Below are 25,693 nucleotides of genomic sequence, written 5' to 3'. Positions count from 1 at the left end.
CGGGTGCGCCCCCAGCCTACGGAAGAACCGGCCCAGTGGAACGGTCCAGTGATCAAGGAATTTCCTGGGCCAATTCCCCCTGCCGCCGCACCGTCGACCGACCCCTGAACCCGCGTGCGAGGGGCGCCAGTTGGCGCCTCCGAGCCCGTCCCGGCGGCCCTGCTCCGGCCCCGCCCGCAGCTCCGAAGCGCCGTCCGTACCCGCTCCGACTCCGCTCCCGCCGACCGCCGCACAACCGTGATCGGGCCGACCGAGGGCCAACTTTGACCGTGTTGACCCGTCAGTAGCCTCCTTTTATGCTCAACGGCGTTCGCGATCCGGCACCGGCCCGGGGCCGCCCCGCCCGCCCGTTCCGTCGCCGTCTCCGGCCCGAAGGGTGTCCTCCCATCAGCACCTCCCTCGCCCCCTCGGACTCCAACGGCCGACCGCGCGACGCCGGGCACCCGCACGGTACGGCTGCTGCCACGGACGCCCCGGGCACCGCCGGCGCTCCGGCCGACCCGGACGCCCCGGGCCCGGAGGGCACCCGCCGCCGGCGCTTCCTCACCTACCTGCTGGCCGCGCCCACCCTCACCGTCGGCGCCCGCCTCGGCGCCGACGCCGTCGCACCCGCCACCGCACAGGCCGCCCCGCGCCCCGTCCCGTCCCCCGCCGCGGCCGCCGTGCCGGTCCGCGAGACCGCCCTCCCCCAGCAGCTGATCGGCCTGCCCGGCATCCCGGACATCGTCGACCTCGGCGACGCGATGATCATCGCCGGGCTGCCGACCGCCCACCTGCTGGTCCTCGAAGTCACCCCCGCCGGACGCGCCGTGCTGCACCTGCCCCGGCTGGAGGTCGGCCAGGGCCTCACCACCGCGATCGCCGTCATCGTCGCCGAGGAGCTCGACGCCCGGCTCTCCGACGTCGACGTCCCGCTCTCCGACGCCCGCCCCGAACTGCTCTTCAACCAGCTGACCGGCGGCTCCAACTCGATCCGCTCGCTGTACGACCCGGTGCGCGCCGCGGCCGCCGCCGCCCGGGCCCGGCTGGTGACCGCCGCCGCCAGGCGCTGGAACGTTCCCGCGCCCACCCTGCGCACCGCCGACTCCGCCGTCCTCGCCCCCGACGGCCGCCGGCTCGGCTACGGCGACCTCGCCGCCGAGGCGGCCACCGTCGCCGCACCCGCCGTCCCGGCCCTCCCCAAGACCCCCGACCAGCTGCGCCTGGTCGGCCGGCCGACCGGCCGGATCGACGCCCGCGACATCGTCACCGGCCGTGCCAAGTACGCCGGGGACCTCGACGTCCCGGGCGCCGTGCCCACCGTGGTCGCCCGCCCGACCACCGTCAACGGCACCCTCAAGTCCCTGGACGCCTCCGCCGCCCGCGCCATGCCCGGAGTCCTCGGGGTCGTGCAGATCCCGACCGGCGTCGCCGTCCTCGCCGAGACCTTCGACCAGGCGCTCAAGGCCCGCGACGCACTGCGCACCACCTGGAACCCGGGCCCGGTCGCCGGCCTGTCCGACGCCGACGTACGGTCCCGGCTGCGCGCCGCCCACCTGCCGTCCCTCCCGCCGCCGCTGCTCTCCCACCGGGTGGAGGGCGAGTTCGACTTCGCCTTCGTCAACCACGCCCCGATGGAGGTGCTCACCGCCGTCGCCGACGTCCGGCCGAACCGGGCCGAGCTGTGGTTCGCCGCGCAGAGCCCGATCCTCGCCCAGGGCACCATCGCCGCCGAACTCGGACTGCCGACGAACGCCGTCACCGTCCACGTGGTGCGCGGCGGCGGCTCGTTCGGCCGCCGGCTGTTCTTCGACGCCGCCCTGGAGGCCGCCCAGGTCTCCAAGGCCGCCGGCCGCCCGGTCAAGCTGATGTGGACCCGCAACGACGACATGCGCCACGGCCGGATGCGCCCCGCCAGCCACCACATCGTCCGGGCCACCTACGGCCTCGGCCAGGTGTTCAGCTGGGAGCACCACGTGGCCGGCGTCCGCACCGACCTCGGACACGGCCTCGGCGACGTGTTCACCGCCGCCGGCTACAAGCTCCCGCTGGCCGGGCTCACCGGCGCCGAACTGTTCTTCCTGCTCACCGAGAAGATCCCGTACGACGTCGGGGTGACCAACCAGCTGCTCGCCGAGGTGCCGCTGGAACTGCACACCGGCAGCTGGCGCTCCGTCTACTCCGGCACCGTCCGGGTCTCCGACGAGATCATGATGGACGAACTCGCCCGCCGGATGGGCCAGGACGAACTGGCCTTCCGCCGCGACCGGATGCGCAGCACCACCGGGCGGGCGGTGCTGGACGAGCTCGCCAAGCGGGGCGGCTGGGGCCGCCCGATGCCCCCCGGCCAGGCCCAGGGCATCGGCTACCACGACGAGCACAGCGCCTGCGTCGCCTACCTCGTCGAGCTGGACGCCACCGACCGCGCCAACCCCCGGGTCACCAAGGCCGTCGTCGTCGCCGACGTCGGCCGGGTGATCAACCCCACCGGCCTGGAGGCCCAGCTCACCGGCGCGCTGGTCGACGGCATCTCGGTGATCCTCCAGGCCGGCAACCACCTGGACAACGGCGCCTTCCGGGAAGGCAGTTACGGCGACTTCCACTACGCCCGGCAGCGGCACACCCCGCCGGTGGTCGAGATCCACCTGATGCCGCCGAGCGGACCGCCCGGCGGCGCGGGCGAGCTGGGCGTCCCGGCCGCCTCCGCCGCCGTCGCCAACGCCTACGCCCGCGCGACCGGCACCAGCCCGCGCTCCTTCCCGATCAACTTCTGACCACCAGCCGAGCCAGCCGAGGAACCGCGACCCCCATGCCCAGCCACACCTTCGTCCTCAACGGGCAGCCCGTGACCGTCGAGGCCCCGGACGACATGCCCCTGCTCTGGGTGCTGCGCGACAAGCTCGGCGTCACCGGCCCCAAGTACGGCTGCGGGGTGGGCGTCTGCCGCGCCTGCACCAGCCACCTGGACGGCCAGGAGTTCCAGCCCTGCACCCGTTCCGTCAAGGACTGCGCGGGCCACACCGTCACCACCATCGAGGGCCTGGCCGACGGCGAGGTCCTCCACCCCGTCCAGGAGGCCTGGCTCGCCTGCGACGTCGCCCAGTGCGGCTTCTGCCAGCCGGGCCAGATCATGACCGCCGTCGCCCTGCTGCGCCGCACCCCGAACCCGACGGACGCGGACATCGACCAGATCCAGAACATCTGCCGCTGCGGCACGTACCCGCGCATCCGCGAGGCGATCAAGCAGGCCGCCACCCGGCAGGGCGCCAAGCCCTGAACCCTGGGCCCAGGTTCGGGTTCGGGTTCGGGTTCGGTCCCGCCGCCGACTTGCCGTCGGTCCTCCGCCCGCTCCGAACCCTGGCGTCACCGGTCCAGACCACCTAGGCTGACCGGGCCCCGTCGCCGAGCCGGCAAGGATGACGCATGATCAGGCGCCGTTCACTGCTCGCCCTCACGGGCCTGGGCGGGACCACCGCCCTGCTGCCCGCCGGGCCCGCCCTCGCCGCCCCGACCGCCCCGCCGCGCACCATCGACCTCCCCGCGCCCACCGTCGGCCGGCCGGTCGGCACCACCAGCCTGCACCTGGTCGACCACGACCGGCTCGACCCCTTCGCGCCCACGCCCGGCCCGCGCGAGCTGATGGTCCAGCTCTGGTACCCGGCGCGCGGCACCGCCGGCCGGCCCCGCGCGCCCTACACCACCCCCCGGGTCGCGGCCGTGATCGAACAGGCCCTGCCGCTGGACCCAGGCACCCTCGGCCTGGTCCGCCCCACCGCCCGCGCCGGCGCGCCCGCCCACCCCGGCCCGCTCCCCCTGCTGCTGCTCGGCCACGGCCGTAAGGGCGGGCGCAGCAACTGCACCGCGCTGGCCGAGGAGTTGGCCGCGCACGGCTACCTCGTCGCGGCTCTCGACCACACCTACGACGCCGCCGCCGTCGAGTTCCCGGACGGCCGGCTGGTGCGCAGCGTCCTGTCGGAGGAGCCACCGGACTGGGACGCCGCCGAGCGCGAGGAGATCGCCGCGCGGGTCGGCGACCTGCGCTTCGTGACCGGCCAACTGACCAGCGGCCGACTGCCGTTCCGGGTCGACGAGGAACGGATCGGCGTGCTCGGCCACTCCATGGGCGGAGCCGCGGCCGCCGAGGCGCTGCGCCAGGACCCGCGCTTCCGGATCGGCCTCGACCTGGACGGCGGCCTGTTCGGCTCCCCCGTCCCGGAGCTCGGGCTGGACCGGCCGTTCCTGCTGCTCACCTCGCTCGACGACCACGACACCTGGCGGCGCTGGCGCGAGCACCACCACGCCTGGGGCCGCCAACTGCGCACCCTGGGCGCGGGCCACTTCAGCTTCACCGACCTGCCGCACGCCGCCGTCCCCGGCAACCTCCCGGGCCACCTGCCCCCCGAGCTCTACGCCGCCCTGCTCGGCACCATCGCCCCCGCCCGCGCCACCGCACTCACCCGCACCTACGTCCGGGCCTTCGTCGACCACTTCCTCCGCGACCGCCCCGCCCCGCTCCTCGACGCCCCGTCCCCGCGCCACCCGGAGATCGAGTTCCGCTGGAGCCGCCGGTAGGCGCCGACCCCGTCAGGTGGCCGCCGGGTCGCGGCCGAAGAAGGCCGCGAGCCGGTCGTACGCCGGGGCGTCCTCGGGGACGTCGACGGCGGGCCCGAAGGCGTGCTGCTCCTCCTCGGCGCCCCGGTACTCGGGTTTGAGCGCGCCGGCCGCCCAGGCGAGCGCGGCGAGCGCGACCTCGTGGTCCAGGCCCTCGGTGGACTGGCCGGTGGCATGGGCCAAGTCCCAGCCGTGGACGGCGAATTCGGTGGTCTGCTGGTCCACCGGGAAGCGGGCCGGGAGGGTGCCGACGCCGGGGACCTCCAGGGTGCCGCCGAGGTCGCCGGCCGCGCGCCAGGCGTCGACCAGCTCCTCCGCCCCGGCCTCGAAGGCGTGCAGCCAGTCCTCCTCGACCCGTTCGAAGGGCTGCGACCAGTCCGGCTGCCCGCCCTTCGCCCGGACGGTGAACTGCCGCAGGTCGTGCAGGAGGTGGCTGACCAGGTCGCCGACGTCCCAGGAGCGGCAGGGCGTCGGGTGGCCGGCCAGCTCGACGCCGGTGCCGTCGATCAGCCCGGCGGTCTGCGCGAGCGCCCGGGCGAGCAGCCCGATCGGATCTTCCGCTGCGGTCATGGCACACCTCTCGGTACGGGTCCCGGTCCGGGAGCACGGGTCGTGCCGGGCGATCGTAAGCGCGTGCGCCGACAACCGCCCGGCGCGACACCGGGCCCGCCGCCGCCCGGGGCGCGCCCCGCGGATCCCTGCCGGGCCTGCGGGACACGCCCCGGGGGCCTGCCGTCGAACCCGCGTCAGGCGGCGAAGCCGCCGTCCACCGCCAGCTCGGCGCCGGTGACGTACCGGCCGCCCTCGCCGACCAGGTAGGAGACCGCGGCGGCGACCTCCGCGCCGGTGCCGAAGCGGCCGAGCGCGGTGAGCTCGCGCTGGCCCTCCGCCGCGGGGCCGCCGGCCGGGTTCATGTCGGTGTCGATCGGCCCGGGGTGGACCAGGTTGGCGGTGATCCCGCGCGGCCCGAGCTCCCGGGCCAGCGCCTTGGTCAGGCCGATCAGCGCGGCCTTGCTGGTCCCGTACAGCGTGGCGCCGGGGAAGGCGACGCGCTGGGCTATGCAGCTGCCGAGGTTGACGATCCGCCCGCCCTCGGTCAGGTGCGCGGAGGCCGCCCGGGCGTACAGGAAGGGTGCCCGGACGTTCACCTCCAGGACCCGGTCGACATCCTCCAGCGTGAGGTCGCCGATCGGGCCGAGGACACCGACGCCCGCGTTGTTCACCAGGACGTCCAGCCTCCCGAACCGCTCGACGACGGCCTCGACCACGCCCCGCACCGCCTCCGGGTCGGCGCTGTCCGCCCGTACGGCCCAGCCGGTCCGCCCCATCGCGGTGATCTTCGCGGCGACCTCCTCGGCCCGCTCCGCGCCCCCCTGGTAGGTCAGCACCACGTGGGCGCCGTCCTCGGCCAGCCGCAGGGCGACCGCCGCCCCGATCCCCCGGCTGCCGCCGGTCACCAGGGCCACCTTGCCGTCGAGGCTGTCGAGCACTGCCGCACCGTTCATCGTCATATCTCCAGAACTCCTCGTTCCGATCTCGGACATGACTCGATCCTGGCCCGGAGCCCTTCAAACCTCCGGCGGTATTCGGACGTTGCGTTCAACGTTCAACCAAGTCGCGACGTGCTCCCGTGCCCCGGCGTGTGCGCCGACCACCGGTGGTGCGGTCCGACCGCCGGCCGCCCGGTCCGGGGCTCCCCCGGGAACGGACCGCGAACGCGCCGGGACCGGCCGAGCGGCCGCCCTGATGGGGGCGGCCGCTCGGCCGGTCGGACAGCCGTCAGTCGGTCAGACGGTCAGCGTCTGACCCGGGAAGATCAGGTCCGGGTCGGCGCCGATGGTGCGCAGGTTCTTCTGGTACAGGCTGTCCGTGTCGGTGCCGAACTTGGCCGCGATGTCGCTCAGGGTGTCACCGCTCCTGACGGTGTAGCCGCCCGCGGCGGTGTTCTTCGGCGCGACCGGCGCGGACTGCGCCGGCTTGGCCGAGGGCTGCCCCTTGGGCGCCTGCTGCACGGCCGCCGGCTTGGCGGCGGGCTTGGCGGCCTTCACGGCCGGCTTCGCGGCGGGCTTGGCCGCCTTGGCCGCCGTGCCGCCCGAGGTGTCGGCGACGGCCGGGGCGCCGCCCTTGCCCAGGCCCGCCCTCTGCGAGCAGACGGGCCAGGCGCCCGCACCCTGCGAGGCGAGGACCTTCTCCGCGACGGCGATCTGCTGCGCCTTGGTCGCCTTGTTGGCCTGGGAGGCGTACGCGGTCCCGCCGTACGCGGCCCAGGTGGACGGGCTGAACTGCAGTCCTCCGTGGAAGCCGTTGCCAGTGCTGGTGCTCCAGTTCCCGCCGCTCTCGCACTGGGCGACGGCGTCCCAGGTCGAGGAGGTAGCGGCGGAGGCCGAGGTGGCCGTGACGAGGCCGGCCACCGGCAGGGCCGCGACGGCGGCGCCCGCGAGGACCGCCATCCGCACGCGGTGGCGCTTGGTGGTGGCGGTGGTGTCGGTGGCAGCGGCGGTCTCGTGACGGGGATTCATACAGTTCCTCTCGACAAGTCCCGGGTGGGCATGCGGAACCAGGCCCGGGACATGGGCCGGCAGTCTTTCGCTCACCTCACTCGACGGGCGGCCGGACACGTGTCGGACGTGTCGTGCCGCCCCGGTCACCTCCGCACGCCGACGGCCTGTTCGAGCCGGTCTCGTCGGCGGGCACCGCCCTCACGCCGCGGGTCAGTCGGCGGGCAGTGCGTCGGGGTGAACCCGGGTGGCGCTCGTTGCGCCGCCAATGAAGCTAGGGGGCATCACCCGGACGCAGCAAGCAATTCTTCGACGTCGCAGGTCAGTTGACTGTTACCGGCGGTACGGGTCAAAAAATCATGCCCGCTTTGACCATTTTTGACCAGATTTCCAAGATCAAACGGTCAAATTCCGTGCCCTCACTCACACCTGTCCGCCCGAGAAAGCCGTCACACCATCCACGCGGAGGAACCGTCAGCTGACGCACCGTCACCACCGCACCCGGAGTTCCCGGTTCCGCGCCGCCGTCGAGTGGCATCCGTCACGCCCGACACGTACGGCGACCGCGCGAACACCCTCAGCGACGGCCGTCGAGCTCCGCGTCCCGCGCCAACAGCGCCGCCTGGACCCGGTTGTCGCAGCCCAGCTTGGCCAGGATCCGGCTGACATAGGTCTTCACCGTCGCCTCGCTCATGTGGATCCGCGCCCCCGCGTCGGCGTTGGACAGACCCTCTCCGAGCAGGGCCAACACCTCCAGCTCGCGCGGGGTGAGCACCTCCAGCCGACGCCGCGCCGCGACGGCGCGGGCGGCCAGCGAGGCGCTGCGCCCGGAGGCCAGCGAGTCGACGATGTGCCGGGTCGCGGCCGGCGAGAGGAAGGCGTTCCCGCCCGCCGCCGCCCGGACGGCCTGGATCAGCTCGTGCGGTGCGGTGTCCTTGAGCAGGAAGCCGGCACCACCCTCGGTCACGGCGCGCAGGACGTTCTCGCGCTCCCCGAAGGTGGTGAGGATCAGCGCCCGCGCGCCGGGGGCGACCTTCGCCAGTTCCCCGAGCGCCGTCAGCCCGTCCATCACCGGCATCTGGATGTCCAGCAGCACCACGTCCACCCGGTGCGCCCGCGCGAGCTCCAGCGCCTCCCGCCCGTCGGCGGCCTCCGCGACCACCTCGATGTCCTCGGCGGAACCGAGGATCATCCTGATTCCGGCCCGGATCAGCGGCTCGTCGTCGGCGACGAGGACTCGGATCACGCTGGTCATTCCCCTCGAACGGTGCTGTGGGCTGCGGCACCCATCCTCACATCCCGGCAGGACCGTTCCGAACCACCCCGATCCGGACCAGCGTGATCCGAAACCGGCCCGGCCCGCCCGGCCGGGGCACCCGCCCGCGCACGGGGTCACTCAGCCCTTGGCCACGTACTCCTGTTTCTCCACCAGTGCCCCGTCCCGGAAGCAGAATCGCGCCACGTGCTCCTCGTTCCAGCCGGCGCCGGGCGCACCGTTCAGGACGAACCAGCGGCAGCGCGCGCCCTCCGGGATCTCCGGCCCTGTCCCCTTATACGTGTCGGTGATGAAGTCGTTGCCGCGCGGCAGCGTCTGCAGCACCTCGGACTCGGCGGTGCCCACCCTGATCTGGTCGTACATCGGCTGCTGCACGGTCGCGTCGTTGGTGCCCTTGACGAAGGCGACCACGCCCCAGACCGCCAGGCCGAGCACGGTCACCGCGATCGCGACCACCCCGAGGGCGCAGCCCATCGCCGGACTGCGCCGCTTGCGCTCCGGCTCCTCGACGGGCGGCAGGCCGTCCAGCATCCAGTCCTCGGCCCCGTCCGCCGTCGCGGCCTGCTCCTCCCCTTCATAGGGGAGCACCGCCGCCAGCCGGAAGCCCTGCTCCGGCGTGGGCCCGGCGTGCACCATGCCGCCGACCAACCGGGCGCGCTCCCGCAGGCCGGTCAGCCCCTGACCGCCGCTGACGGCCGCGCCCACCCCGACGCGTGCCCCCACGAGCTCCGGCGCGCGGGCGTTGGTGACCTCCACCACCAGCGCGTCCGGCTCGTACCGCAGCGCGACGCCGATCGGCGCGCCGGGGGCGTGCTTGTGCGCGTTGGTGAGCGCCTCCTGCACGATCCGGTACGCCGCGTGGTCGACGGCGGCCGCCAGCGGACGCCGCTCCCCCTCCACGGTCAGGTCGATCCCGGCCCCCGCCGCCCGGGAGGACTCCACCAGCCCCTCGATCCCGTCCACCCCGCCCCGGGCCGGCGCCCCGGCACCCGCCCCGGTGGCCGCCGACCCGGCGGTGGGCACCCCGCCGGCCGCCGGGGCGGTGGCCGGCACCGCCGTCGACTCGTCGTGCAGCACCCCGACCACCTCGCGCAGCTCGCGCATCGCCGCGACCGCCGCCTGCCGCAGCACCCCGACCGCCTCGCGCTGCCGGTCGGTGAGCGTCCGGTCCACCTCCAGCGCGCCCGAGTGCACCGAGATCAGCGCCAGCTGGTGGCCCAGGCTGTCGTGCATGTCCTGGGCGATCCGGTGCCGCTCGCGCAGCCGCGCCTGGTGCACCACCATGACCCGCTCGCGCAGCAGCTGCTCGTTGCGCTCGCGCAGCGCGTCCAGCAGGGCGCGGCGCTGCGCCCGGTAGCGGCCGTAGAGCGCGGGCAGCACGGCCACCACCAGGAAGGCCCCGAAGGACAGCGGCAGCACCAGCTTCGGCGAGAGCGAGGCGCCCTCCTTCAGAACCCCCGTCATGGTGAACAGCGCCCAGCCCACCACGAAGGTGCCGACCAGCGACCAGACCCGGCGGATCCGCGCCCCGGCCGTCCAGCCCGCGCAGACCAGCATCGGGATCGGGCCGACCGCCCAGCCGGCGGCGGCCGCGACGACGACCAGCACGGTGGCCGGCAGTCCCTTGCGCAGCACCCACGCCACCGCGACCCCGACGCCGACGAGCACCGCCTGGCCGGTGTTGGAGAGCAGCTCCATCAGCGCGGCGAAGCCGCCCATCAACAGGGCGAGCAGTGCCTCGCCCACGACCCGCCGGGGCCGCCAGGGCCCCGGCAGCGCCGTCCGTACCGCCGTGTTCCAGGCCCGCGCGATCGCTTCCACCCGTCGAGGCTATCGGTCCGGCCGGGTCGTCCGCCGTCCTCCTTCGTCGCCGCCCCGGCCGACGAAAGTCGCCTGGTCGGCCCCGTCCCGGCGGCCTGCCCGCCCGGTCCGCACGGCGCGGCCGCCGGGTCCGAACGGCGTGGCCGCTCAGCCGAAGGCCGTGAGCAGCAGTGCCACGTCGTCCACCCGGCGGGCGGAGCCGACCTCGCGCAGCAGCCGCTCGGCCGCCTGCTCCAGTCCCTCCCCCGCCACCGCCCGGGCCAGCGCGGCCCGCAGCCGGTCCACGCCCTGGTCGATCGCCACCGCCGGGTCCTCCACCAGCCCGTCGGTGTAGAGGGCGAGCACCGCCCCGCTGCCCAGCCGCAGGTCGCTGACCGGGTAGTCGGCCCGCTCGTCCACCCCGAGCAGCGGCCCGCCCGGGACGTACAGCGCCTCGGCCCGCCCGCCGGGGTGGCGCAGCACCGGCGGGAGGTGCCCGGCCCGGGCGATCCGGCCGAGCCCGACGGCCGGGGTGAGCCGGACCAGGCAGCAGCTGGCGAGCAGCCCGGGGTCGAGGTCGAGCAGCAGCCGGTTGGTGCGGGCGAGCACCTCGTCGGGCGGGTCGCCACCGGTAGCGAAGGCGCGCACGGCGCTGCGCAGCTGCCCCATCGTGGCGGCCGCGCCGACGCTGTGGCCCTCGACGTCGCCGATCACCAGGGTGACGTCCTCGCCGGTGACGATCGCGTCGTACCAGTCGCCGCCGATCTCCATGCCCTGGGTGCCGGGCAGGTAGCGGGCGGTGATCCGGATGCCGGGCACCTCGGGCAGCCGGTGCGGCAGCAGCGCCTGCTGCAGGCCGCGGGCCAGGGCGAACTCGGCGTCGTACAGCCGGGCGCGCTCCAGGGCCTGGGCGATGAAGCCGCCGAGCGCGGTGAACAGGCCGCGCTCCTCCACGGTGAACGGGCGCGGCAGGTCGAAGCCGACGATGCAGGTGCCGACCGGACGGCCGGAGGCGATCAGCGGCAGGAAGGCCCAGGCGCCCATCTCGTCCAGGGCCAGGCCGGGGTAGGTGGCGGCGAGTTCGCGCACCGACTCGAAGAAGACCGGGGTGCCGGTGCGGAGCGTCTCCGCGCCGGGCACCCGGGTGTCCATCGGGATGCCCTCGAAGGCGTCCAGGAAGCCGTCCGGGTAGCCGGTCTGCGAGAGCAGGTGCAGCCGCTGCTCGCGCACCGCGTAGATGGCGAGCTCCTGGCCGCCGAAGGCCGGCAGGAGTTCCTCGGCCACCGCCCGGCAGACGTCCCGGACGGTGACCGCCTCGGTGAGCGCGCTGGCCAGTTGGAGCAGGTGGTGGGTGCCGCCCATCCCCGTGCGGGCGGCGGGCGGCGGCGGGACGGCGGCCGGCTCGGCGGCGCCGGGCGGGGCCTCGGCCGTGACCACCCGGGCGGTGACGCCGTGCGGGTCCGGGTAGAGCGAGAAGGCGAGCCAGCCGTCCGGCGGGCGGGCGGCCAGGAAGGCGGTGGGCCGCTGGGAGAGCTGGGCGGCGCGGTAGCGGTTCTCGTAGAAGGGGTCGGCGAGCCAGGGCAGCGCCTCCCACGGGGGGCGGTGGACCAGGTCCTCGCGGCGGGCCCGGAGCAGTGGTTCGACGGCGCGGTTGGCGTAGCCGATCCGGCCGTCCTGGTCGAGCGCGAACACGCCCTCGGGCAGCCGGTCGACGGCGGCCGCGGCGGCGGTCAGGCTCCGGAGGTCCAGCACCGCGCCGACCAGGTGGGTCCGGCCGTCGGAGATCGCCCGGGGCACCCGGGCCCACAGCTCCACCGGGTACGGCAGGCCGTCCGGGCCGAGCACCCGGACCCGGGCGGCCAGCACCTCGCCGCGCTCCAGCGCGATCCGGGCGGCGGCCCGGAACCCGGGCAGGTCGCCGGGGGCGACGCGACGGCCCAGGGCGGCCACCGTGCCGTCGAACTCCCCGGGTCCGAAACCGAAGATCTCCAGGAACTGGGTGTCGGCGGCGAGCGACCCGGTGGCCACGTCCCAGTCGAACATCCCGACCCGGGTGGTCGGCACCGACGGCGGCGGCAGCTCCACCACGGCCGCCTCGCAGCCCGGCTCCACCGACTGCCCGGACTCCGCCAACCCGGCCAGGCCGTCGGCCAGTTGGGCGGCCGCCTCGGCCAGCTGCCGGGCCGCCGGCGCCGCCACCCCGTCGTCCGAGGCCGGCCACAGCGCGGTCAGCACCCCGAACGTCTCCCCGCCGTGCCCCACCGGCTCGCAGGCGGAGACGAAGTCGTACGGCAGGCCGACCGCGAGCTGCGGGAAGCGCCGCATGGTGTCCTCGGCGTCGGTGAGGACGACGGCGCGCCCGGTCCGGAAGGCGACCGCGACCGGCAGCGGCCCCGCGGCGGCCACCCGCCGGAACGGGCCCATCACCGACAGCGGCACGCCCGCGATGGTGCGCAGCACCAGCGAGCGGCGGTCCCGCGAGCGCAGGTACACCAGCGAGCCGTACGCCCCGGTCGACTCCAGCACCCGGCGCGCGGCCAGGGCGAGCAGCTCGTCGCGCCGGTGGTCCGCCCGCCGGGCCGTCTCCCGGACGGACGGCGGGGCCGCCCGGCCGGTCTCCGCGCCGGCCCCGGGCTCCGGCGGCCGGTCCGGGCCCGGCCGCGCCCCAGGGGCCCCGCCGGTCGCGTGCGGATGGCGCATGCTCTTTTGCTACGCCCGGCCCGCACCGGTGTCAAGGCGAGCCCGCACCGGCCCGGGCTGCCCCGGGGCCCGCCGTGCGCCAGCATGGACGGCATGCCGAGCGAACCCCGCCGCACCACCGTGGTCAACCTCAAGGGCCACCGCGACGACCCCGGGTACCGCGACGTCGTCTACGTCGGCCGCGCCATGCACCGCGGCGGCTGGCACCTCGCCGAGTCCCCGCTGCACTGCCCGTACCGCCCAGGCCCGGACCTCACCCGCGAGGAGATGGTCGCCAAGTACCGCGCCCACCTGCTCGCCCACCCCGACCTGCTCGCCCTCGTCCCGCCCCTGCGCGGCCACCGCCTCGGCTGCTGGTGCGCCCCGCTCCCCTGCCACGCCGACGTCCTCGCCGACCTGGCCGACCACCCGCCTGCGTGATCCGCTTTCCCCACCTCTTCCACCATTTCGTATGCATAGCGGACTGTTCGATATTCTCCGGGCGGGTGGCGGCGTGGGGCCGCCGGTGGGGAAGCGAGAGCCGTATGCAGTCGTCGTCCGGGGGTCCCGCGAGCGGGACGGCGTGGCAGTGGGACGAGGAGACCGACGGCGGCGGGGCCCCCGAGGACGTGATCGCGGGCGGCGGGGAGCGCGCGCGGCCGAGCCGGCGCCGGCTGCTGCTCGGGGCCGGGGTGCTCGCGGCGGGCGGGGCCGCCTGGGCGTTCGGCCGTTCGGGTGTCGGCGGGGCCTTCCCCTCGCCCGGGCCGACCGGGCCGGTCCCGACCGCGCTGTCCGGGCCGACGCCGCTCTGGACGTACCGCGGCCCGGAGGCGATGACCCCGGAGCGCCTCACCGACCCGCCGAGCCACCCGGTCTACCTCTCCAGGAACGGCCTGCAGGTCCTCGACCACGAGAAGGGCACCGCCGCCCGGCTGCTGGTCTTCGACCCGCCGGCCGCCCGCAGCTGGCCCATCGACGGCGACGTGCTCGGCAAGGTGGTGGTCGGGCCCGACCACCTCTTCACGATCTACGAGGGCCACCTCGACGCCCGGCACTTCACCGACCCGGCCGGCGACTGGAGCCTGCCGCTGCCCGACGAGCTCCAGGGGCAGGTCCGCCTCGCCGGCTACGACCGCCAGGCCCCCGGCATCCTCTACGGCTACGCCTGGGGCCGGCCGCGGTCCGACGGCACCCGGACGGAGAACCGCCTCTTCGCGCTGCGGGTCACCGACCGCTCCCTGCTCTGGTCCGTCCGCACCGAGCAGACGGAGCAGCCGGTCACGCCCGCCACCCACATCGGAGGCGGCCTCCTCGCCTGCCTCCGCTTCCTCGGCGGCCGCGCCGAGGTGGTGGCCCGGGACGCCGCCACCGGCCGCGAGCTGTGGACCGCCCCCGGTGAGGAGGACCTGCGCTGGTGCGTGGCCGGCTCGGGGGGCTTCTTCGTCCCGGACGGCAACGGCGGCGTGCGCAGGCTGCTTCCCGCCGGCGAGCCGGGCTGGACCTACGCGCCCCACCGGGGCGAGTCCTGGCGGGCGCTGCCGCCCCTCGAACACGGCGGCCGGGTGTACGTCCCGTGGGACCAGGGTGTCGTCAGCTGCCTCGACCTGTCCTCCGGCGCGGAGCTCTGGTCCTGCCGGCTGCCGTTCCCGCTGGACCGCCGCAGCCGTCCGCTGGTCGCCAGGGACACGCTGTTCGTCCCGGGTACGGCGGCCGGCGGGGTCAGCGCGATCCACCCCGCGACCGGCGAGCTGGGGTGGACCTTCCACGACTCCGGTCCGGGGAAGGACGTCTGGACCCTCGCCACCGACGCGGCCCACCAGTTCGACGGCACCCGCCTCTACGCGGGCCACGACGACGTCCTGCACGCCCTCCCCCTGAACTGAGCGCCCCCTACGACACGGCAGGACGGCCCGATGCAGGTACGCCCGATCTCCCCCGACAACCTGGCCGAGCTGCTCGCCGACCGCATCGCCGCCCTGCCCGACGCCCGCGGCCGGCGCCTGCGGGTGGCCGTGGACGGCGCGCCGGCCGCCCTCCCCGGAGCGCTCGCCGACGCGCTGGTGGAGCCGCTGCGGCTGCGCGGCCACCCGACGCTGCGGGTCTCGGCCGACGGCTTCCTGCGCCCGGCCTCGATCCGGCTGGAGTACGGCCACCAGGACGCAGACGCCTTCCACGACCTCTGGCTGGACGACGGCGCCCTGGCCCGCGAGGTGCTCGACCCGCTGGAGCCGGGCGGCAGCGGCCGCGTCCTGCCCTCCCTGCGCGACCCGGCCACCGACCGGTCGACCCGCGCCCCGTACACCGAACTCCCGCCCGGCGGCGTGCTGTTGCTGGACGGTGCGCTGCTGCTCGGCCGCTGGCTGCCGCTGGAGCTGACCGTCCACCTGGCGCTCGGCCCGGCCGCGCTGGCCCGCCGCACCCCGGCCGACCAGCAGTGGACGCTGCCCGCCTTCGCCCGCTACGAGGCGGAGACCGGGCCCGCCGCGACGGCCGACGTCACCGTCCGGGTGGACGACCCGCGCCACCCCGCGCTGGTCGAGCGGCCGTGACCTCCGGGGCCGGGCCGCGCTGGCAGTACGGGCACCAGAACACCGTCCGGTCGCGCGGCGGCGAGCCCTGGCGCCCGGTGACGACGGGGGTGACGCAGCGCGGGCAGGGCCGTCCGGCCCGGCCGTAGACCCAGTGCTGGTAGCCGGGCCGGGTGTCGCCGGTGGTGATGTGGCCGGGGCGCAGCTTGTTGGCCTCCAGCATCTGCCGGGCGCGCTCCACCAGCCGGTCGGGGTGCGGGAGTTCGCCGACCTCGGTCCACGGCGTCACGCCCGCGACGAAGCACAGCTCGTTCGCGTAGACGTTGCCGATCCCGGCGAGGTTGCGCTGGTCGAGCAGGGCCTCGACGACCGGGCGGCCCGGGCGGGCGAGGAGCCGGCGGACGGCCTCGACCGGGTCCCAGTCGGAGCCGAGCAGGTCGGGGCCGAGATGGCCGACGATCCGCCGTTCGTCGGCGGTGCGCAGCAGTTCCACGACGGGCAGCCGGTAGCCGACGGCGGTGCCCCGGTCGGTGCCGAGGACGGCGCGGATCTGCCACTCCGGGCCGCCGGTCCACCGCTCGCCGGGGCGGTAGACCACCCAGCGGCCGTCCATCCTCAAGTGGGTGTGCAGGGTGAGGCCGCCTTCGAAGCGGGCGAGCAGGTGCTTGCCGCGCGGGGCGACCTCCAGCACCCGGCGGCCGGTGAGGTCGGCGGTGGCGTGCGCGGGCACCCGCAGGTCGGCGCTGGTCAGCGGCTGTCCGGCGAGGGCCTCGTGCAAGTGGGCCGCCACGCGGTAGACGGAGTCACCTTCTGGCATGCCTCCATTCTGGTCCGCGCGGCGGCCCGCCGGGGCACCGCCCCCGGGTGCGCTACTCCGACTGCTCGGCGGCGCCGTGGGCCTCGCGCACCACGACCACCGGGCAGGGCGCGTGCTCGGTGAGGTGGCGGCTGACCGAACCGAGCAGCACGCCGGAGAAGCCGCCCAGGCCGCGGCTGCCGACGACGAGCAGCGCGGCGCCCTTGGCGGCCTCCAGCAGCGCCTGGGCGGCGTTGCCGGGCATCACGCTCTCGGTGATCCGCACGCCGGCGTCGTCGCCGGCCACCTTGGCGACGGTCTCGCTGAGGGTCTTCCCGGCGAGCTCCTCGGGGTTGAAGGCCTCGACGGTCGGCACGCCCGCCCCGGCCCAGCCGTAGAAGGCCGGGTACTCCCAGGCGGCGATCGCGTGGACCGTCCCGCCGACGGCCCGCGCGTAGTCGATCGCCCAGCGCAGCGCCTGCTCCGAGGCGGGCGAGCCGTCCACGCCGACGACGATCCGGGGATTGGCACTCATGCCCTTGCTCCTTCGGTTGCTCCTGATCGGTCCCGACCCTCCGAACATAGATCAAATCGGACAAACGGTCGGTATCTGCCACGCCGGAAGCGGCCCGCCGCATTCAATTCCAGTGCGCGCGGCCCGCGACGCCTGCGAGGATCCCCGGATGCCGCACAAGCCCCGCCGCCGCACCGGCGGCTTCGCCGAGGTCCTGGCCGCCCTGCCGCCGAAGGAGGAGCACGAGTACTGGAACCTCGACGACCCGCTCGCGTCGGGCGGCTTCGTGGACGCCGGGGGGCGCTACTGGCGGCTGGCCCGCGGCCCGGTGGACCGGCGGCTGGCGAAGCGGCTCGCGGTCGACGCGGACGAGATGACGCTGGGCCTGTGGGGCCGGCTGCACGAGGCCTCCCCGGGCGTCTTCGTGCCCGCCCTGCTCACCCCCGAGGAGCGGCCGGCCGCCTGGCTGGACGCCTCCGCCCTGGAGTACCTGGCGTACGAGTTCCGGGCCTCCGGCGACCGGACGCTGCTCTACCTCGTGGTGCACTGCTGATCCGCTGTCACCGTCAACTCCGGTAGGCCGCCCAGATGTTGGCCATCCGCTGGACCTGTCCCGGGGTGAACCTGGTCATGCAGGAGTCGTAGCTGTAGTCCATGAAGTTGTGGATCGGGTCGAGCCCCGGGCCGGGGCAGGTGTCCCGGCCCTCGGGGCAGCCGGAGGCGGCGGTGCGTTCGGCCGGAGTGTCCTCCACGTAGTCGCCCGGGGCCCGGCAGCCGTTCTGGAAGGTGTGGAAGAGGCCGAGCCAGTGGCCGATCTCGTGGGTCGCGGTGTCGCCCTCGTCGTAGTGGACGGCGGAGCCGCCCGGCAGGGAGGCGTCGAGCACCACCACGCCGTCGTCGGTCGGGTGCGTCCGGTAGGCGTTCGGGAAGGTCGACCAGCCGAGCAGGGAGTCGCCGAGCCGGGCGGTGTAGAGGTTGAGGGTGCCCTGGTCGCCCTTGCGCAGGGCGGTCTTCATCGCCTGCTCGGCCGAGGAGCCCGGGGTCATGCCGGTGTACCAGGAGGCGTTGTCGCTCCAGTCGGTGCCGACCAGTTCGAAGTGGAACGGACTCGGGACGTTGCCCTCGCCCTGGCCGCCGTAGCTCTCGTTGAGGTGGTCGATCTGGCCCGCGACGGCGGCCGCGTCCAGCCGCCCCTCGTCGCCGTCGTGGATCACGTGGAAGTAGACCGGGATCGTGGTCGGGGCGGCGGACCGGACCCGGCCGACGCCCAGTTCGGCGAGCCGCTGGGCGAGGTCCGCCTGCATCGCCCGGGCCTGCCGGGGACTGACCGCGTTCGGGTCCCGGTCCGGCCGGCTGCCGGCCGGCAGCCGCGCCGCGGCACCACCCGCACCGACGACGTCGTCCGAACCGACGCCGTCGTCCGCGCACCGCTCCACCGCCGGAGCGACGGCGGCGCGGTGCGCGGCCGGTGCGGCGAACTGGCTCAGACCGGCCGCGGCGACCAGCGCGGCGGCGCAGGGGAACAGGCGTGGGGCACGCGAGCGCACCCGGGCAGTACGGCGCATCAGCGCTCCTGACAGGGGAGTTGACGGGGTGTCGGCCGCGCCCGTGGCCTGCTCCGGCCGGACCCGCCGGCGCCCGGCGCGGACCCGCCGAGACTACGACGCCGTGAAGTCGATCCCCCGCAGGGCGCGCGCGGCGGCCCGGTCGAGTACCACGGCCGACGCACAGCCGGCGGGCAGCCGTCCGGCCTCCAGGATCCGGCGGCGCAGCCGGGCGACGGCGGCCTGGTGCCGGGCGAAGGCGTAGCGCGAGACGCCGCGCCGGCGCCGCCGCTGCCCGTCCAGCGCCTCGGCCGGGTCGGCGTCGAGCAGCAGCAGGTGCACCCGGCGGCCCTGCCGGGCGGCGGCCCGCACCAGCCAGGCGCGCACCCAGGGCTGGGTGCCGCAGTCGTGCACCGCGAGCGGCCCGCCGTCCAGCACGGCCCGGCGCAACCGCAGGTAGTGGGCGAGCCGGGCCAGCGGGCGGTAGAGCGCGTACGGCAGGCGGCCGGGCAGCCGGGCCGCGTACTCCTCGCGGACCAGCTGGGAGTCGATCAGCGGGGCGCGGACGCAGCGGCGCATCAGGGTGCTCTTGCCGCTGCCGGGCAGGCCGGTGACGACCAGCAGGTCCCCGGCCGGGTAGCGCAGGACCGCCGGCCCGGGCCCGCGCAGCTCGTGCCGGGCGCTCGGGTCGTGCGGCGCGGACGGTTCGGACGGCTCGTAGGAGGCGGGCAGGACGACCCGTTCCCCTGCGGTGCGCGGCGGCGGCACCCTCGGCGCCGCCGCCGTCCGCACCGTTCGCGTCCCACTCACCCGGTCTCCCCCCGCCGTTCCCCTTCGAGGAGCATCGCTCATTCCCAAGAACGAGTAAAGGGCGGAGGTCGGAGCGGGTACGGACGACCACGGCCGGGCCCGGAGCGTGGCGGCGTCGAGGCCCGGCGGCGGGTGTCAGCCCAGCTGCGGGGCGATCCGGGAGGCGATCAGCTCCAGGTGGTCGAGGTCGTCCAGGTCGAGGATCTGGAGGTAGAACCGCTCGCTGCCGACCGCCGCGTACCGGCCGATCTTCTCGACCACCTCGTCCGGGGTGCCGGCCAGGCCGTTCTCCTTCAGCTCGTCGACCTCGCGGCCGATCGCGGCGGCCCGGCGGGCGACCTCGGCGTCGTCGCGGCCGACGCAGGCCACCATGGCGTTGGAGTAGACCAGGTCGTCGGCGGAGCGCCCGGCCGCCTCGACGGCGGCGCGGACCCGGCCGAACTGGGCGGCGGTGTCGTCCACCGAGGCGAACGGCAGGTTGAACTCGTCGGCGAAGCGGGCGGCCAGGGCCGGGGTGCGCTTGGGGCCGAGGCCGCCGACCAGCACCGGGACGTGCTCCTGGGCGGGCTTGGGCAGGGCCGGCGAGTCGGTCAGCGTGTAGTACTCGCCGGCGAAGTCGAAGGTGTCGCCGAGCTTGGTGTTCCACAGCCCGGTGATGATCGCCAGCTGCTCCTCCAGCCGCCCGAACTTCTCCTTCGGGAAGGGGATGCCGTACGCGGTGTGCTCGGCCTCGTACCAGCCGGCGCCGAGGCCGAACTCGACCCGGCCGCCGCTCATCGCGTCCACCTGGGCGACCTGGATCGCGGTGACGCCCGGCAGCCGGAAGGTGGCGGCGGTCATCAGGGTGCCCAGGCGGATGGTGCTGGTGTCGCGGGCGAGGCCGGCCAGGGTGATCCAGGCGTCGGTGGGCCCGGGCAGGCCGTCGACGTCGCCCATCTTCAGGTAGTGGTCGGAGCGGAAGAAGGCGCTGAAGGCCCCGAGCTCCTCGGCGGTGCGGGCGACCTTGAGGAGGGTGTCGTAACTCGCACCCTGCTGGGGTTCGGTGAAGACGCGGAGATCCATGCCGGCCATTCTGGTACGGACCGACCGGTGATCGGCACAGCGCGTCCGCCGCGCCACGGACCGTTTCCGATCCGGCCGGGTGGGGCGGCAGGGGTGGCCAAGGTCTCAGTACGGAACCGTCACGGGCGCCCGTTCCCGCTCGGAGGGTCGCCTACCGTGGACGGATGTTCGCGACCCCCGACGAGTCCTTCCGGCGCTCCCCCGACGAGCCGGCCGGCTGTCCGCTGCCCGGCATCGTGACGGCCTTCACGCCCCGGCTGGCCGAGTTCGCCTTCGAGCCCGGTTTCGTCGCGGCGGTCGACCAGCACGCGGCGATGCTGCGGGAGCTGCTGTACGCGCAGGGGCCGGAGCTCGCGCCCCGGCCCCTGGACCGTGAGGAGTTGTCGGACTACGCGCTGGGTTTCCTGGACGCGCTCGCCGAGATCGGCTGGCGGGAGCCGGTCGGACACGACTACGCCGTGATCCGGCTCACCGCGATCTGCTGGCTGGTCCGCGAGCAGGGCCTGCTCGGGGTCTGAGCCCCGGCAGGCCCGCCCGGACCGCCCGGTGCGGCGGGCTACCGGTTCTGGTCGCCCTCGATGCCCGGCGCGGGCGGGGTGCCCGGACCGGTCTGGGTGGTCGGCCGGACCGGCTGGTTGGACAGCGCGTCGGAGCGGCCGGCCTGGTAGGCGGTGCCGCGCAGCCGGGCGGTCTCCCGCTCGGCGCCGTCCAGCCACCGCTCCCAGCGCTGGCGCATCGGGATGATCAGGCCGCCGCCGACACCGACCACCAGCACACCGGCGATGGTGGCGAGCGCGGCGATCAGGACCGGCCCGGTGATCGAGGTGGCGATCCCGGCCTGGCCCAGCGCGGCGATCACGCCGAGGCCGACGATGAACGCCCAGACCAGGGTGGAGACCGTCCGGCCGTACGAGGCGCCGGAGAGCGTGCTGCCCACGATGTCGCGCACCGCGTTGGCGATGGCCATCGCGACCACCACGATCACCACGGCGACGATGCCGCGCGGCAGCCAGGCGACGATGCTGTGGATCATCGTGCTGATCGGGTTCGAGCCGAAGACGCCGAACGCCAACTGCAGGGCCATCAGCAGGACGATGTAGTAGACGACCTTGCAGATGATGCCGGTCATGTCGTACTTGGAACCCTGCAGGTGGGCGGCCACTCCGGACCGCTCCGCGACCCGTTCCGAGCCGACCCTGCGCAGCACCCGGTCGAGGATCTTGGCGATCGCCTTGGCCACGAACCAGCCGACGACCAGGATCGCCAGGAAGGCGATGAACTGCGGAATGACCTTGGCGATCTTCGACCAGGCCTCGGTGAAGCCCGACCCGAAATCGACGGACAGTGCGAGCTGCTGAGCCACGGAGTCCTCCACTCGGTGACACGGCGCCACGAGCGGGCGCTTCGGCCCCCCACCCTTCGTGGATAGCAGGCGCCCGCCCCGGCCGCGCGCGCCCGGTGTCCGGGATGGTCCCCTCGGGTGAATGCTCCGGCCGTCCGCACGCGTACAGTGGCGGTCCGGGGGGACGGGCCACGGGGCGGGACGGACGGGACGGTGCGGCAAGTGGGCGGTACGGCGGCGGAGCACGCGGTGGACCACCGGGCGCTGCACTGGCGGGTCCGACCGGAAGCGGCCCGGGCCGCCGTCCTGGTCCTGCACGGCGGCGAGGAGCACAACGTCGCCCGGCCCGGGCGCCTCAACCTCCCGCTGCTGCGGATGCACGGCTTCCTGCGCGCGCTCACCAGGGCGACCGCGCGGGACGGGGTCGCCATCGGCACCGTCCGCTACCGCCACCGCGGCTGGAACGGCGAACGGGCCGACGCCGCACGGGACGCGACCGCCGCGCTCGACGAACTCACCGCGCTGCTCGGGCCGGTGCCGACCGTCCTGGTCGGCCACTCGATGGGCGGGCGCGCCGCCCTCCAGGCCGGCGGACACCCCTCCGTCACCGGCCTGGTCGCCCTCGCACCGTGGTGCCCGCCCGAGGACCCGTGCGACCAACTCGCCGGACGGGACGTCCTCCTGCTGCACGGCGACCGCGACACCGTCACCCCGCCCGCCGAAACCCGCGCCTTCGCCGCCCGCAGCCGCGCCGCGGGCGCCCGGGTCTGCGGCTACACCGTCACCGGCAGCGGCCACGCCATGCTCCAGCGCCTCCCCGACTGGCACCGCGCCACCACCCGCCTCACCACCGCCCTCCTCGGCCTCCACCCCTTCCCCGCCGAAACCGCCTCCGCCCTCGCCCTCCCACCCGCCTCCCGCGAAGCCCTCACCCTCCCCCTCCCGCCCCAGCCCCGCCGCGCCCCGGCCCTCCCGGCCAACCCCTGAGGCACCGAGGCCCCGCGGGGCCGGTTCCTCAGGCCCGGCGCAGCACCCGCCAGGTCACCAGGCCGGCGGTCGTGCCCGACAGCAGCAGGCAGGCGAGGACCACGGAGGCCAGCGCCGCCGGGTCCAGGTGGAGCGTGACCGGGGCTCCGGTGCTCTGGGCGAGGCCGGAGGCGAGACCGGCCAGCGGCGGGAGGGTGGCCAGCAGTCCCAGCAGGGTGCCGATCGCGGTCACCACGGCCGCCTCGCCCGCGGCCAGCAGGACCAGTTGGCGGACGGTGCCGCCGGTCGAGCGCAGCACGGCGAGGTCGCGGCGCCGGCCGTGGGCGGACAGGGCGGTGCTGTTCGCGGTGGCGATCGCGCTGTAGCCGACGGCCACGGCGATCAGCATGGCGGCCAGGCTGTCGGTCAGCCGGGCGTCGGTGTCGTAGTCGTCCAGGGCGTAGCGGACGGCGTCGTGGACGGCCGTGCCCGGGACGACCGCCACCGGATCCGCCTCCGCCGGGACGAACAGGTCGTCGCCCAGCGCGGCCGGGTCGTGGCCGCGGACCAGGCTCCGGGCGAGGACGAAGTCGCCGCGGGCCGGGTCGTCCGGCAGGATCCCGGCGATGAGCAGCGGGACGGTCGCCCCGTCGGCGAAGCGGACCGGGTACCGCTGCCCGGCCGTCACGCCCAGCCAACGCGCCATGGACGTTCCCAGCACCGCCTCGCCGGGCCGGCTCCAGGCCGGGTCGCGGGAGCCGAGGGCGTCGATCACGACGGTCGTCCCGTCGGCGCGGTGGACGAAGGCGCGGGTCGGCAGGGCGGCCTTGCCGACCGGGTGGGCGTCGGCCGCCTCGTCGGTGAGGCCCGGGGTGCCGTCGTTGGTGACGATCGCCTGGCCGGAGAGCCGCAGCGCCTGGCCGGCCGGGTAGGCCGCCCGCATCGTCTCCACCGCGCCGCTGAGCAGCACGGCGAAGCCGACCGCCGCGATCACCGGTGCCGCCGCCGCGGCGGCGCGGGACGCGCCCGCCGTCAGCCCGGCCCGCAGCAGCAGCGGGCCGGCCGTACCGAGCCGTCGCAGTGGTGCGGTCACCACGCGGCCCACCGGGCCGACCAGGACCGGGGCGAGCAGGGCGGCGGCCGCGATCAGCAGCATGGTGGCGGTGATCGCCAGGCTGATCCGGCGGTCCGCGGCGGCGGTCGCGGTGAGCGCCGCGCAGCCGGTGCCGAGGCCGAGCACCACCATGCCGCAGATCAGCCGGGTGCGGCCCAACTGCCCTTCCCCCGTGCGGCTTTCGCGCAGTGCCTGCAGTGGCGCCACCCGGGCGGCGGGGCGGCTCGCCGCCCAGGCGCCGAGCACGCTGACGCCGACGCCGGTCGCGGCGGCGGTGAGCAGCGGCCAGGCCGCCACCCGCACGGTGAGCCCCGGCGGGGCGACGTCCAGGCGCAGCAGGGCGTCCCGCAGCAGCGGGGCGGCCGCGAGCCCGGCGAGGCAGCCCGCCGCCGAGCCGAGCAGGCCGACCAGCGCGGCCTCGCCGAGCACCATCCGGCGCAGTTGGCCCGGGGTGGCGCCGAGGACGCGCAGCAGGCCGAGTTCGCGCCGCCGCAGGCCGGTGGCGAGGACGAGCATCGAGGCGACCACGAAGCCGGTGGTGAACAGGCCGAGGGTGGCCAGCGCGGCGATCACCTGGGTGCCGAGGAAGCGCCGGTGCTCGACGTGGCGGGGCTGGAGCGCGGCGCGGCCCTCGCCGGTGACCACGGCCGCCCGGTCGCCGACGGCCGTACGGGCGGCCGCGGCCAGGCGGGCGGGCGGGGTGTCGGGGGCGGGGAGCAGGGCGATCGTCCGGACGCCCGGGTCGCGCTGCGCGGCGGCGGCGTCGCTGAGGTAGTACCCGGGGCCGTCCACCGTGCCGACGACGGTGAACTCGGTACGGCCGGCGGTGAGGTTGACGGTCAGCCGGGCGCCGGCCGGGACGCCGAGGGACCGGTCGACCACCACCTCGTCGGCGGCCTCCGGCCCCCGGCCCGTGAGCAGCCGGTAGGGGGCCAGCCGCGCCGAGGACCAGCCGTGGCCCGCCTCGGCCGCGCCCTCGTCGGGGACCGGCCTGCCGTCCCGGACGGCCTGGGCGTAGAAGGCGCGGTCCACCACGACGGCCGCCACGCCGGGCGCCGCGCGCAGCCGGTCGGTCAGGGCCCCCGCCTCGGCGGCGTTCCACGGGACGCGGTCCTCGGCACTGCCGCCGCGGCCGGTGGCCTGCGGCGGGAGCACCAGGGCGGTGGCGGCGGAGAGGCGGGGCTGGACGGCGGGCCGGGCGGACTCGTGGACGGTCAGCGTGGCGGTGATCAGCCCGACGCCGACCAGCACGGCGAGCCAGCACGCGAGGTGGCTCGACCAGCGCTCACGGACGTTGGCGACGATCAGCATCACGCCTCCAGCCTGGCCATGCGGGCCGCGACGGCGGCGGCGGCGCGGGCGTGGTCGCCGTCGAGGTCCAGCCGGTCGGCGATCCGGCCGTCCTGGAGGAAGACCACGGTGTCGGCGACGGCGGCGGCTGCCGGGTCGTGGGTGACCATGACCGTGGTCTGCGCCTGCTCGTCCACCAACCGCCGCAGCAGGCGCAGGACTTCGCCGGAGGTCCGGGTGTCCAGGGCGCCGGTGGGCTCGTCGGCGAAGAGCACGTCGGGGCGGGTGACCAGGGCGCGGGCCAGGGCGACGCGCTGCTGCTGGCCTCCGGAGAGCCGGCTCGGCCGGTGCCCGGCGCGCTCGGCCAGCCCGACGGCGCGCAGCGCGGCGGCCACCTCCTCGCGGCCGACGGTCCCGCCCTTCCGGCGGCCCGCGAAGCGCGCGGGCAGTTCGACGTTCTGGGCGGCGGTCAGCGACTCGACCAGGTTGTACGCCTGGAACACGAAGCCGATCCGCTCGCGCCGCAGTTCGGTGCGGCGGCGCTCGCTCTGGGCGCCGAGGTCGAGGCCGGCCAGCAGCACCCGGCCGCCGGTGGGCCGGTCCAGTCCGGCGGCGCACTGGAGCAGCGTGGACTTCCCGGAGCCGGAGGGCCCCATGATCGCGGTCAGGGTGCCGCGCGGAAAGCCGAGCGTGACCCGGTCGAGCGCGGTCACCGCCCCTTCGCCGCTGCCGTGCACCTTGCGGACGTCGTGCAGCTCCACCACGCCGTGCGGTTCGGCGGCGCCCCGCTCCGCCCTGGGTTCCCGATGGTTCGTCATGCCGAGGATTCCAGCGGACCCGCGGACCGGGGGCACTGATCCGGGCACCACCGGGAAGGTAGTGCC

General features: G+C 75.7%; 23 protein-coding genes. 9 read left to right on the top strand and 14 right to left on the bottom strand.

What is annotated here, in order from left to right; all coding sequences use genetic code 11:
* The first annotated feature begins 296 nt into the window (after positions 1-296).
* From ACFVXH_RS33435 to ACFVXH_RS33425, 3 genes are all read left to right on the top strand, one after another.
* A complete protein-coding gene (locus ACFVXH_RS33435) occupies positions 297-2,753 on the top strand; it encodes a molybdopterin cofactor-binding domain-containing protein (protein WP_387829606.1) in 2,457 nt (818 codons plus the stop codon).
* A 35-nt stretch (positions 2,754-2,788) separates the two neighbouring features.
* The gene (locus ACFVXH_RS33430) at positions 2,789-3,256 is read left to right on the top strand and encodes a (2Fe-2S)-binding protein (RefSeq protein ID WP_049652133.1); all 468 of its coding nucleotides are present in this window, start codon (positions 2,789-2,791) and stop codon (positions 3,254-3,256) included.
* Between the two features lie 146 nt (positions 3,257-3,402).
* The gene (locus tag ACFVXH_RS33425; RefSeq protein ID WP_380744410.1) at positions 3,403-4,551 is read left to right on the top strand and encodes an alpha/beta hydrolase family protein; all 1,149 of its coding nucleotides are present in this window, start codon (positions 3,403-3,405) and stop codon (positions 4,549-4,551) included.
* 12 nt (positions 4,552-4,563) lie between these two features.
* Here the strand turns inward: ACFVXH_RS33425 and ACFVXH_RS33420 are convergent, their stop codons facing one another.
* The 6 genes from ACFVXH_RS33420 to ACFVXH_RS33395 all read right to left on the bottom strand — a co-directional run bounded on the left by ACFVXH_RS33420 (position 4,564) and on the right by ACFVXH_RS33395 (position 12,864).
* On the bottom strand, positions 4,564-5,160 hold the full coding sequence (locus ACFVXH_RS33420) for a TIGR03086 family metal-binding protein (protein ID WP_380744408.1): 597 nt from the start codon (positions 5,158-5,160) through the stop codon (positions 4,564-4,566).
* A gap of 176 nt (positions 5,161-5,336) precedes the next feature.
* The gene (locus ACFVXH_RS33415; RefSeq protein ID WP_198959499.1) at positions 5,337-6,101 is read right to left on the bottom strand and encodes an SDR family NAD(P)-dependent oxidoreductase; all 765 of its coding nucleotides are present in this window, start codon (positions 6,099-6,101) and stop codon (positions 5,337-5,339) included.
* A gap of 276 nt (positions 6,102-6,377) precedes the next feature.
* Positions 6,378-7,109 (bottom strand): transglycosylase family protein, encoded by a 732-nt coding sequence (locus ACFVXH_RS33410; RefSeq protein WP_387829603.1) that lies wholly within the window; start codon positions 7,107-7,109, stop codon positions 6,378-6,380.
* 556 nt (positions 7,110-7,665) lie between these two features.
* On the bottom strand, positions 7,666-8,334 hold the full coding sequence (locus ACFVXH_RS33405) for a response regulator transcription factor (protein ID WP_049652130.1): 669 nt from the start codon (positions 8,332-8,334) through the stop codon (positions 7,666-7,668).
* 150 nt (positions 8,335-8,484) lie between these two features.
* Positions 8,485-10,185, bottom strand: coding sequence for a sensor histidine kinase (locus ACFVXH_RS33400; protein WP_387829601.1), 1,701 nt, complete (start codon positions 10,183-10,185; stop codon positions 8,485-8,487).
* A 147-nt stretch (positions 10,186-10,332) separates the two neighbouring features.
* The gene (locus tag ACFVXH_RS33395) at positions 10,333-12,864 is read right to left on the bottom strand and encodes a SpoIIE family protein phosphatase (RefSeq protein WP_387829599.1); all 2,532 of its coding nucleotides are present in this window, start codon (positions 12,862-12,864) and stop codon (positions 10,333-10,335) included.
* 93 nt (positions 12,865-12,957) lie between these two features.
* Between ACFVXH_RS33395 and ACFVXH_RS33390 the strand changes: the two genes are divergently transcribed.
* The 3 genes from ACFVXH_RS33390 to ACFVXH_RS33380 all read left to right on the top strand — a co-directional run bounded on the left by ACFVXH_RS33390 (position 12,958) and on the right by ACFVXH_RS33380 (position 15,392).
* Positions 12,958-13,284, top strand: a complete 327-nt coding sequence (locus ACFVXH_RS33390; RefSeq protein WP_074005764.1) for a DUF4326 domain-containing protein — start codon at positions 12,958-12,960, stop codon at positions 13,282-13,284.
* Positions 13,285-13,388: 104 nt separating this feature from the next.
* The gene (locus ACFVXH_RS33385) at positions 13,389-14,726 is read left to right on the top strand and encodes a PQQ-binding-like beta-propeller repeat protein (protein WP_117492878.1); all 1,338 of its coding nucleotides are present in this window, start codon (positions 13,389-13,391) and stop codon (positions 14,724-14,726) included.
* A 30-nt stretch (positions 14,727-14,756) separates the two neighbouring features.
* Complete coding sequence (locus tag ACFVXH_RS33380) at positions 14,757-15,392, top strand: uridine kinase (protein WP_117492877.1); 636 nt, start codon at positions 14,757-14,759, stop codon at positions 15,390-15,392.
* Here ACFVXH_RS33380 and ACFVXH_RS33375 read toward each other — a convergent pair.
* Both ACFVXH_RS33375 and ACFVXH_RS33370 read right to left on the bottom strand, forming a co-directional pair.
* Positions 15,340-16,188, bottom strand: coding sequence for a DNA-formamidopyrimidine glycosylase family protein (locus ACFVXH_RS33375; protein WP_049659204.1), 849 nt, complete (start codon positions 16,186-16,188; stop codon positions 15,340-15,342). The genes ACFVXH_RS33380 and ACFVXH_RS33375 overlap by 53 nt on opposite strands.
* Before the next feature lie 52 nt (positions 16,189-16,240).
* Positions 16,241-16,702 (bottom strand): universal stress protein, encoded by a 462-nt coding sequence (locus ACFVXH_RS33370; RefSeq protein ID WP_049659205.1) that lies wholly within the window; start codon positions 16,700-16,702, stop codon positions 16,241-16,243.
* 148 nt (positions 16,703-16,850) lie between these two features.
* Between ACFVXH_RS33370 and ACFVXH_RS33365 the strand changes: the two genes are divergently transcribed.
* A complete protein-coding gene (locus tag ACFVXH_RS33365; RefSeq protein WP_049659206.1) occupies positions 16,851-17,234 on the top strand; it encodes a hypothetical protein in 384 nt (127 codons plus the stop codon).
* Between the two features lie 13 nt (positions 17,235-17,247).
* Here the strand turns inward: ACFVXH_RS33365 and ACFVXH_RS33360 are convergent, their stop codons facing one another.
* The 3 genes from ACFVXH_RS33360 to ACFVXH_RS33350 form a co-directional block, all read right to left on the bottom strand.
* Positions 17,248-18,246, bottom strand: a complete 999-nt coding sequence (locus ACFVXH_RS33360; RefSeq protein WP_387829596.1) for a zinc metalloprotease — start codon at positions 18,244-18,246, stop codon at positions 17,248-17,250.
* Positions 18,247-18,339: 93 nt separating this feature from the next.
* A complete protein-coding gene (locus tag ACFVXH_RS33355) occupies positions 18,340-19,035 on the bottom strand; it encodes an AAA family ATPase (protein ID WP_380779841.1) in 696 nt (231 codons plus the stop codon).
* Positions 19,036-19,170: 135 nt separating this feature from the next.
* Positions 19,171-20,097 (bottom strand): LLM class F420-dependent oxidoreductase, encoded by a 927-nt coding sequence (locus ACFVXH_RS33350; protein WP_049659071.1) that lies wholly within the window; start codon positions 20,095-20,097, stop codon positions 19,171-19,173.
* Positions 20,098-20,261: 164 nt separating this feature from the next.
* Here ACFVXH_RS33350 and ACFVXH_RS33345 point away from each other — a divergent pair, with 164 nt between their 5' ends.
* Positions 20,262-20,615 (top strand): DUF6401 family natural product biosynthesis protein, encoded by a 354-nt coding sequence (locus tag ACFVXH_RS33345; protein ID WP_049659067.1) that lies wholly within the window; start codon positions 20,262-20,264, stop codon positions 20,613-20,615.
* 38 nt (positions 20,616-20,653) lie between these two features.
* On the opposite strand, the gene ACFVXH_RS33340 is transcribed toward ACFVXH_RS33345, so the two are convergent.
* Complete coding sequence (locus ACFVXH_RS33340; protein ID WP_049659068.1) at positions 20,654-21,460, bottom strand: TM helix repeat-containing protein; 807 nt, start codon at positions 21,458-21,460, stop codon at positions 20,654-20,656.
* 201 nt (positions 21,461-21,661) lie between these two features.
* Between ACFVXH_RS33340 and ACFVXH_RS33335 the strand changes: the two genes are divergently transcribed.
* Positions 21,662-22,426, top strand: coding sequence for an alpha/beta hydrolase (locus ACFVXH_RS33335; protein WP_369808358.1), 765 nt, complete (start codon positions 21,662-21,664; stop codon positions 22,424-22,426).
* Positions 22,427-22,454: 28 nt separating this feature from the next.
* On the opposite strand, the gene ACFVXH_RS33330 is transcribed toward ACFVXH_RS33335, so the two are convergent.
* Complete coding sequence (locus ACFVXH_RS33330; RefSeq protein WP_387829689.1) at positions 22,455-24,830, bottom strand: FtsX-like permease family protein; 2,376 nt, start codon at positions 24,828-24,830, stop codon at positions 22,455-22,457.
* On the bottom strand, positions 24,830-25,627 hold the full coding sequence (locus ACFVXH_RS33325) for an ABC transporter ATP-binding protein (RefSeq protein WP_074005772.1): 798 nt from the start codon (positions 25,625-25,627) through the stop codon (positions 24,830-24,832). The genes ACFVXH_RS33330 and ACFVXH_RS33325 overlap by 1 nt, the downstream gene beginning before the upstream one ends.
* Positions 25,628-25,693 lie beyond the last annotated feature (66 nt).

It is taken from the genome of Kitasatospora sp. NPDC058184 (assembly GCF_042883725.1).
Lineage (GTDB): Bacteria > Actinomycetota > Actinomycetes > Streptomycetales > Streptomycetaceae > Kitasatospora.
This window is presented reverse-complemented; position numbering and strand designations above follow the sequence as displayed.

Coding starts and splice junctions, on each gene's coding strand:
- ACFVXH_RS33425 (WP_380744410.1), top strand. CDS start 3,403: ATGATCAGGCGCCGTTCACTGCTCGCCCTCACGGGCCTGGGCGGGACC.
- ACFVXH_RS33365 (WP_049659206.1), top strand. CDS start 16,851: ATGCCGCACAAGCCCCGCCGCCGCACCGGCGGCTTCGCCGAGGTCCTG.
- ACFVXH_RS33420 (WP_380744408.1), bottom strand. CDS start 5,160: ATGACCGCAGCGGAAGATCCGATCGGGCTGCTCGCCCGGGCGCTCGCG.
- ACFVXH_RS33370 (WP_049659205.1), bottom strand. CDS start 16,702: ATGAGTGCCAATCCCCGGATCGTCGTCGGCGTGGACGGCTCGCCCGCC.
- ACFVXH_RS33360 (WP_387829596.1), bottom strand. CDS start 18,246: ATGCGCCGTACTGCCCGGGTGCGCTCGCGTGCCCCACGCCTGTTCCCC.
- ACFVXH_RS33410 (WP_387829603.1), bottom strand. CDS start 7,109: ATGAATCCCCGTCACGAGACCGCCGCTGCCACCGACACCACCGCCACC.
- ACFVXH_RS33330 (WP_387829689.1), bottom strand. CDS start 24,830: ATGCTGATCGTCGCCAACGTCCGTGAGCGCTGGTCGAGCCACCTCGCG.
- ACFVXH_RS33375 (WP_049659204.1), bottom strand. CDS start 16,188: ATGCCAGAAGGTGACTCCGTCTACCGCGTGGCGGCCCACTTGCACGAG.
- ACFVXH_RS33325 (WP_074005772.1), bottom strand. CDS start 25,627: ATGACGAACCATCGGGAACCCAGGGCGGAGCGGGGCGCCGCCGAACCG.
- ACFVXH_RS33390 (WP_074005764.1), top strand. CDS start 12,958: ATGCCGAGCGAACCCCGCCGCACCACCGTGGTCAACCTCAAGGGCCAC.
- ACFVXH_RS33395 (WP_387829599.1), bottom strand. CDS start 12,864: ATGCGCCATCCGCACGCGACCGGCGGGGCCCCTGGGGCGCGGCCGGGC.
- ACFVXH_RS33380 (WP_117492877.1), top strand. CDS start 14,757: ATGCAGGTACGCCCGATCTCCCCCGACAACCTGGCCGAGCTGCTCGCC.
- ACFVXH_RS33435 (WP_387829606.1), top strand. CDS start 297: ATGCTCAACGGCGTTCGCGATCCGGCACCGGCCCGGGGCCGCCCCGCC.
- ACFVXH_RS33345 (WP_049659067.1), top strand. CDS start 20,262: ATGTTCGCGACCCCCGACGAGTCCTTCCGGCGCTCCCCCGACGAGCCG.
- ACFVXH_RS33430 (WP_049652133.1), top strand. CDS start 2,789: ATGCCCAGCCACACCTTCGTCCTCAACGGGCAGCCCGTGACCGTCGAG.
- ACFVXH_RS33350 (WP_049659071.1), bottom strand. CDS start 20,097: ATGGATCTCCGCGTCTTCACCGAACCCCAGCAGGGTGCGAGTTACGAC.
- ACFVXH_RS33385 (WP_117492878.1), top strand. CDS start 13,389: ATGCAGTCGTCGTCCGGGGGTCCCGCGAGCGGGACGGCGTGGCAGTGG.
- ACFVXH_RS33415 (WP_198959499.1), bottom strand. CDS start 6,101: ATGACGATGAACGGTGCGGCAGTGCTCGACAGCCTCGACGGCAAGGTG.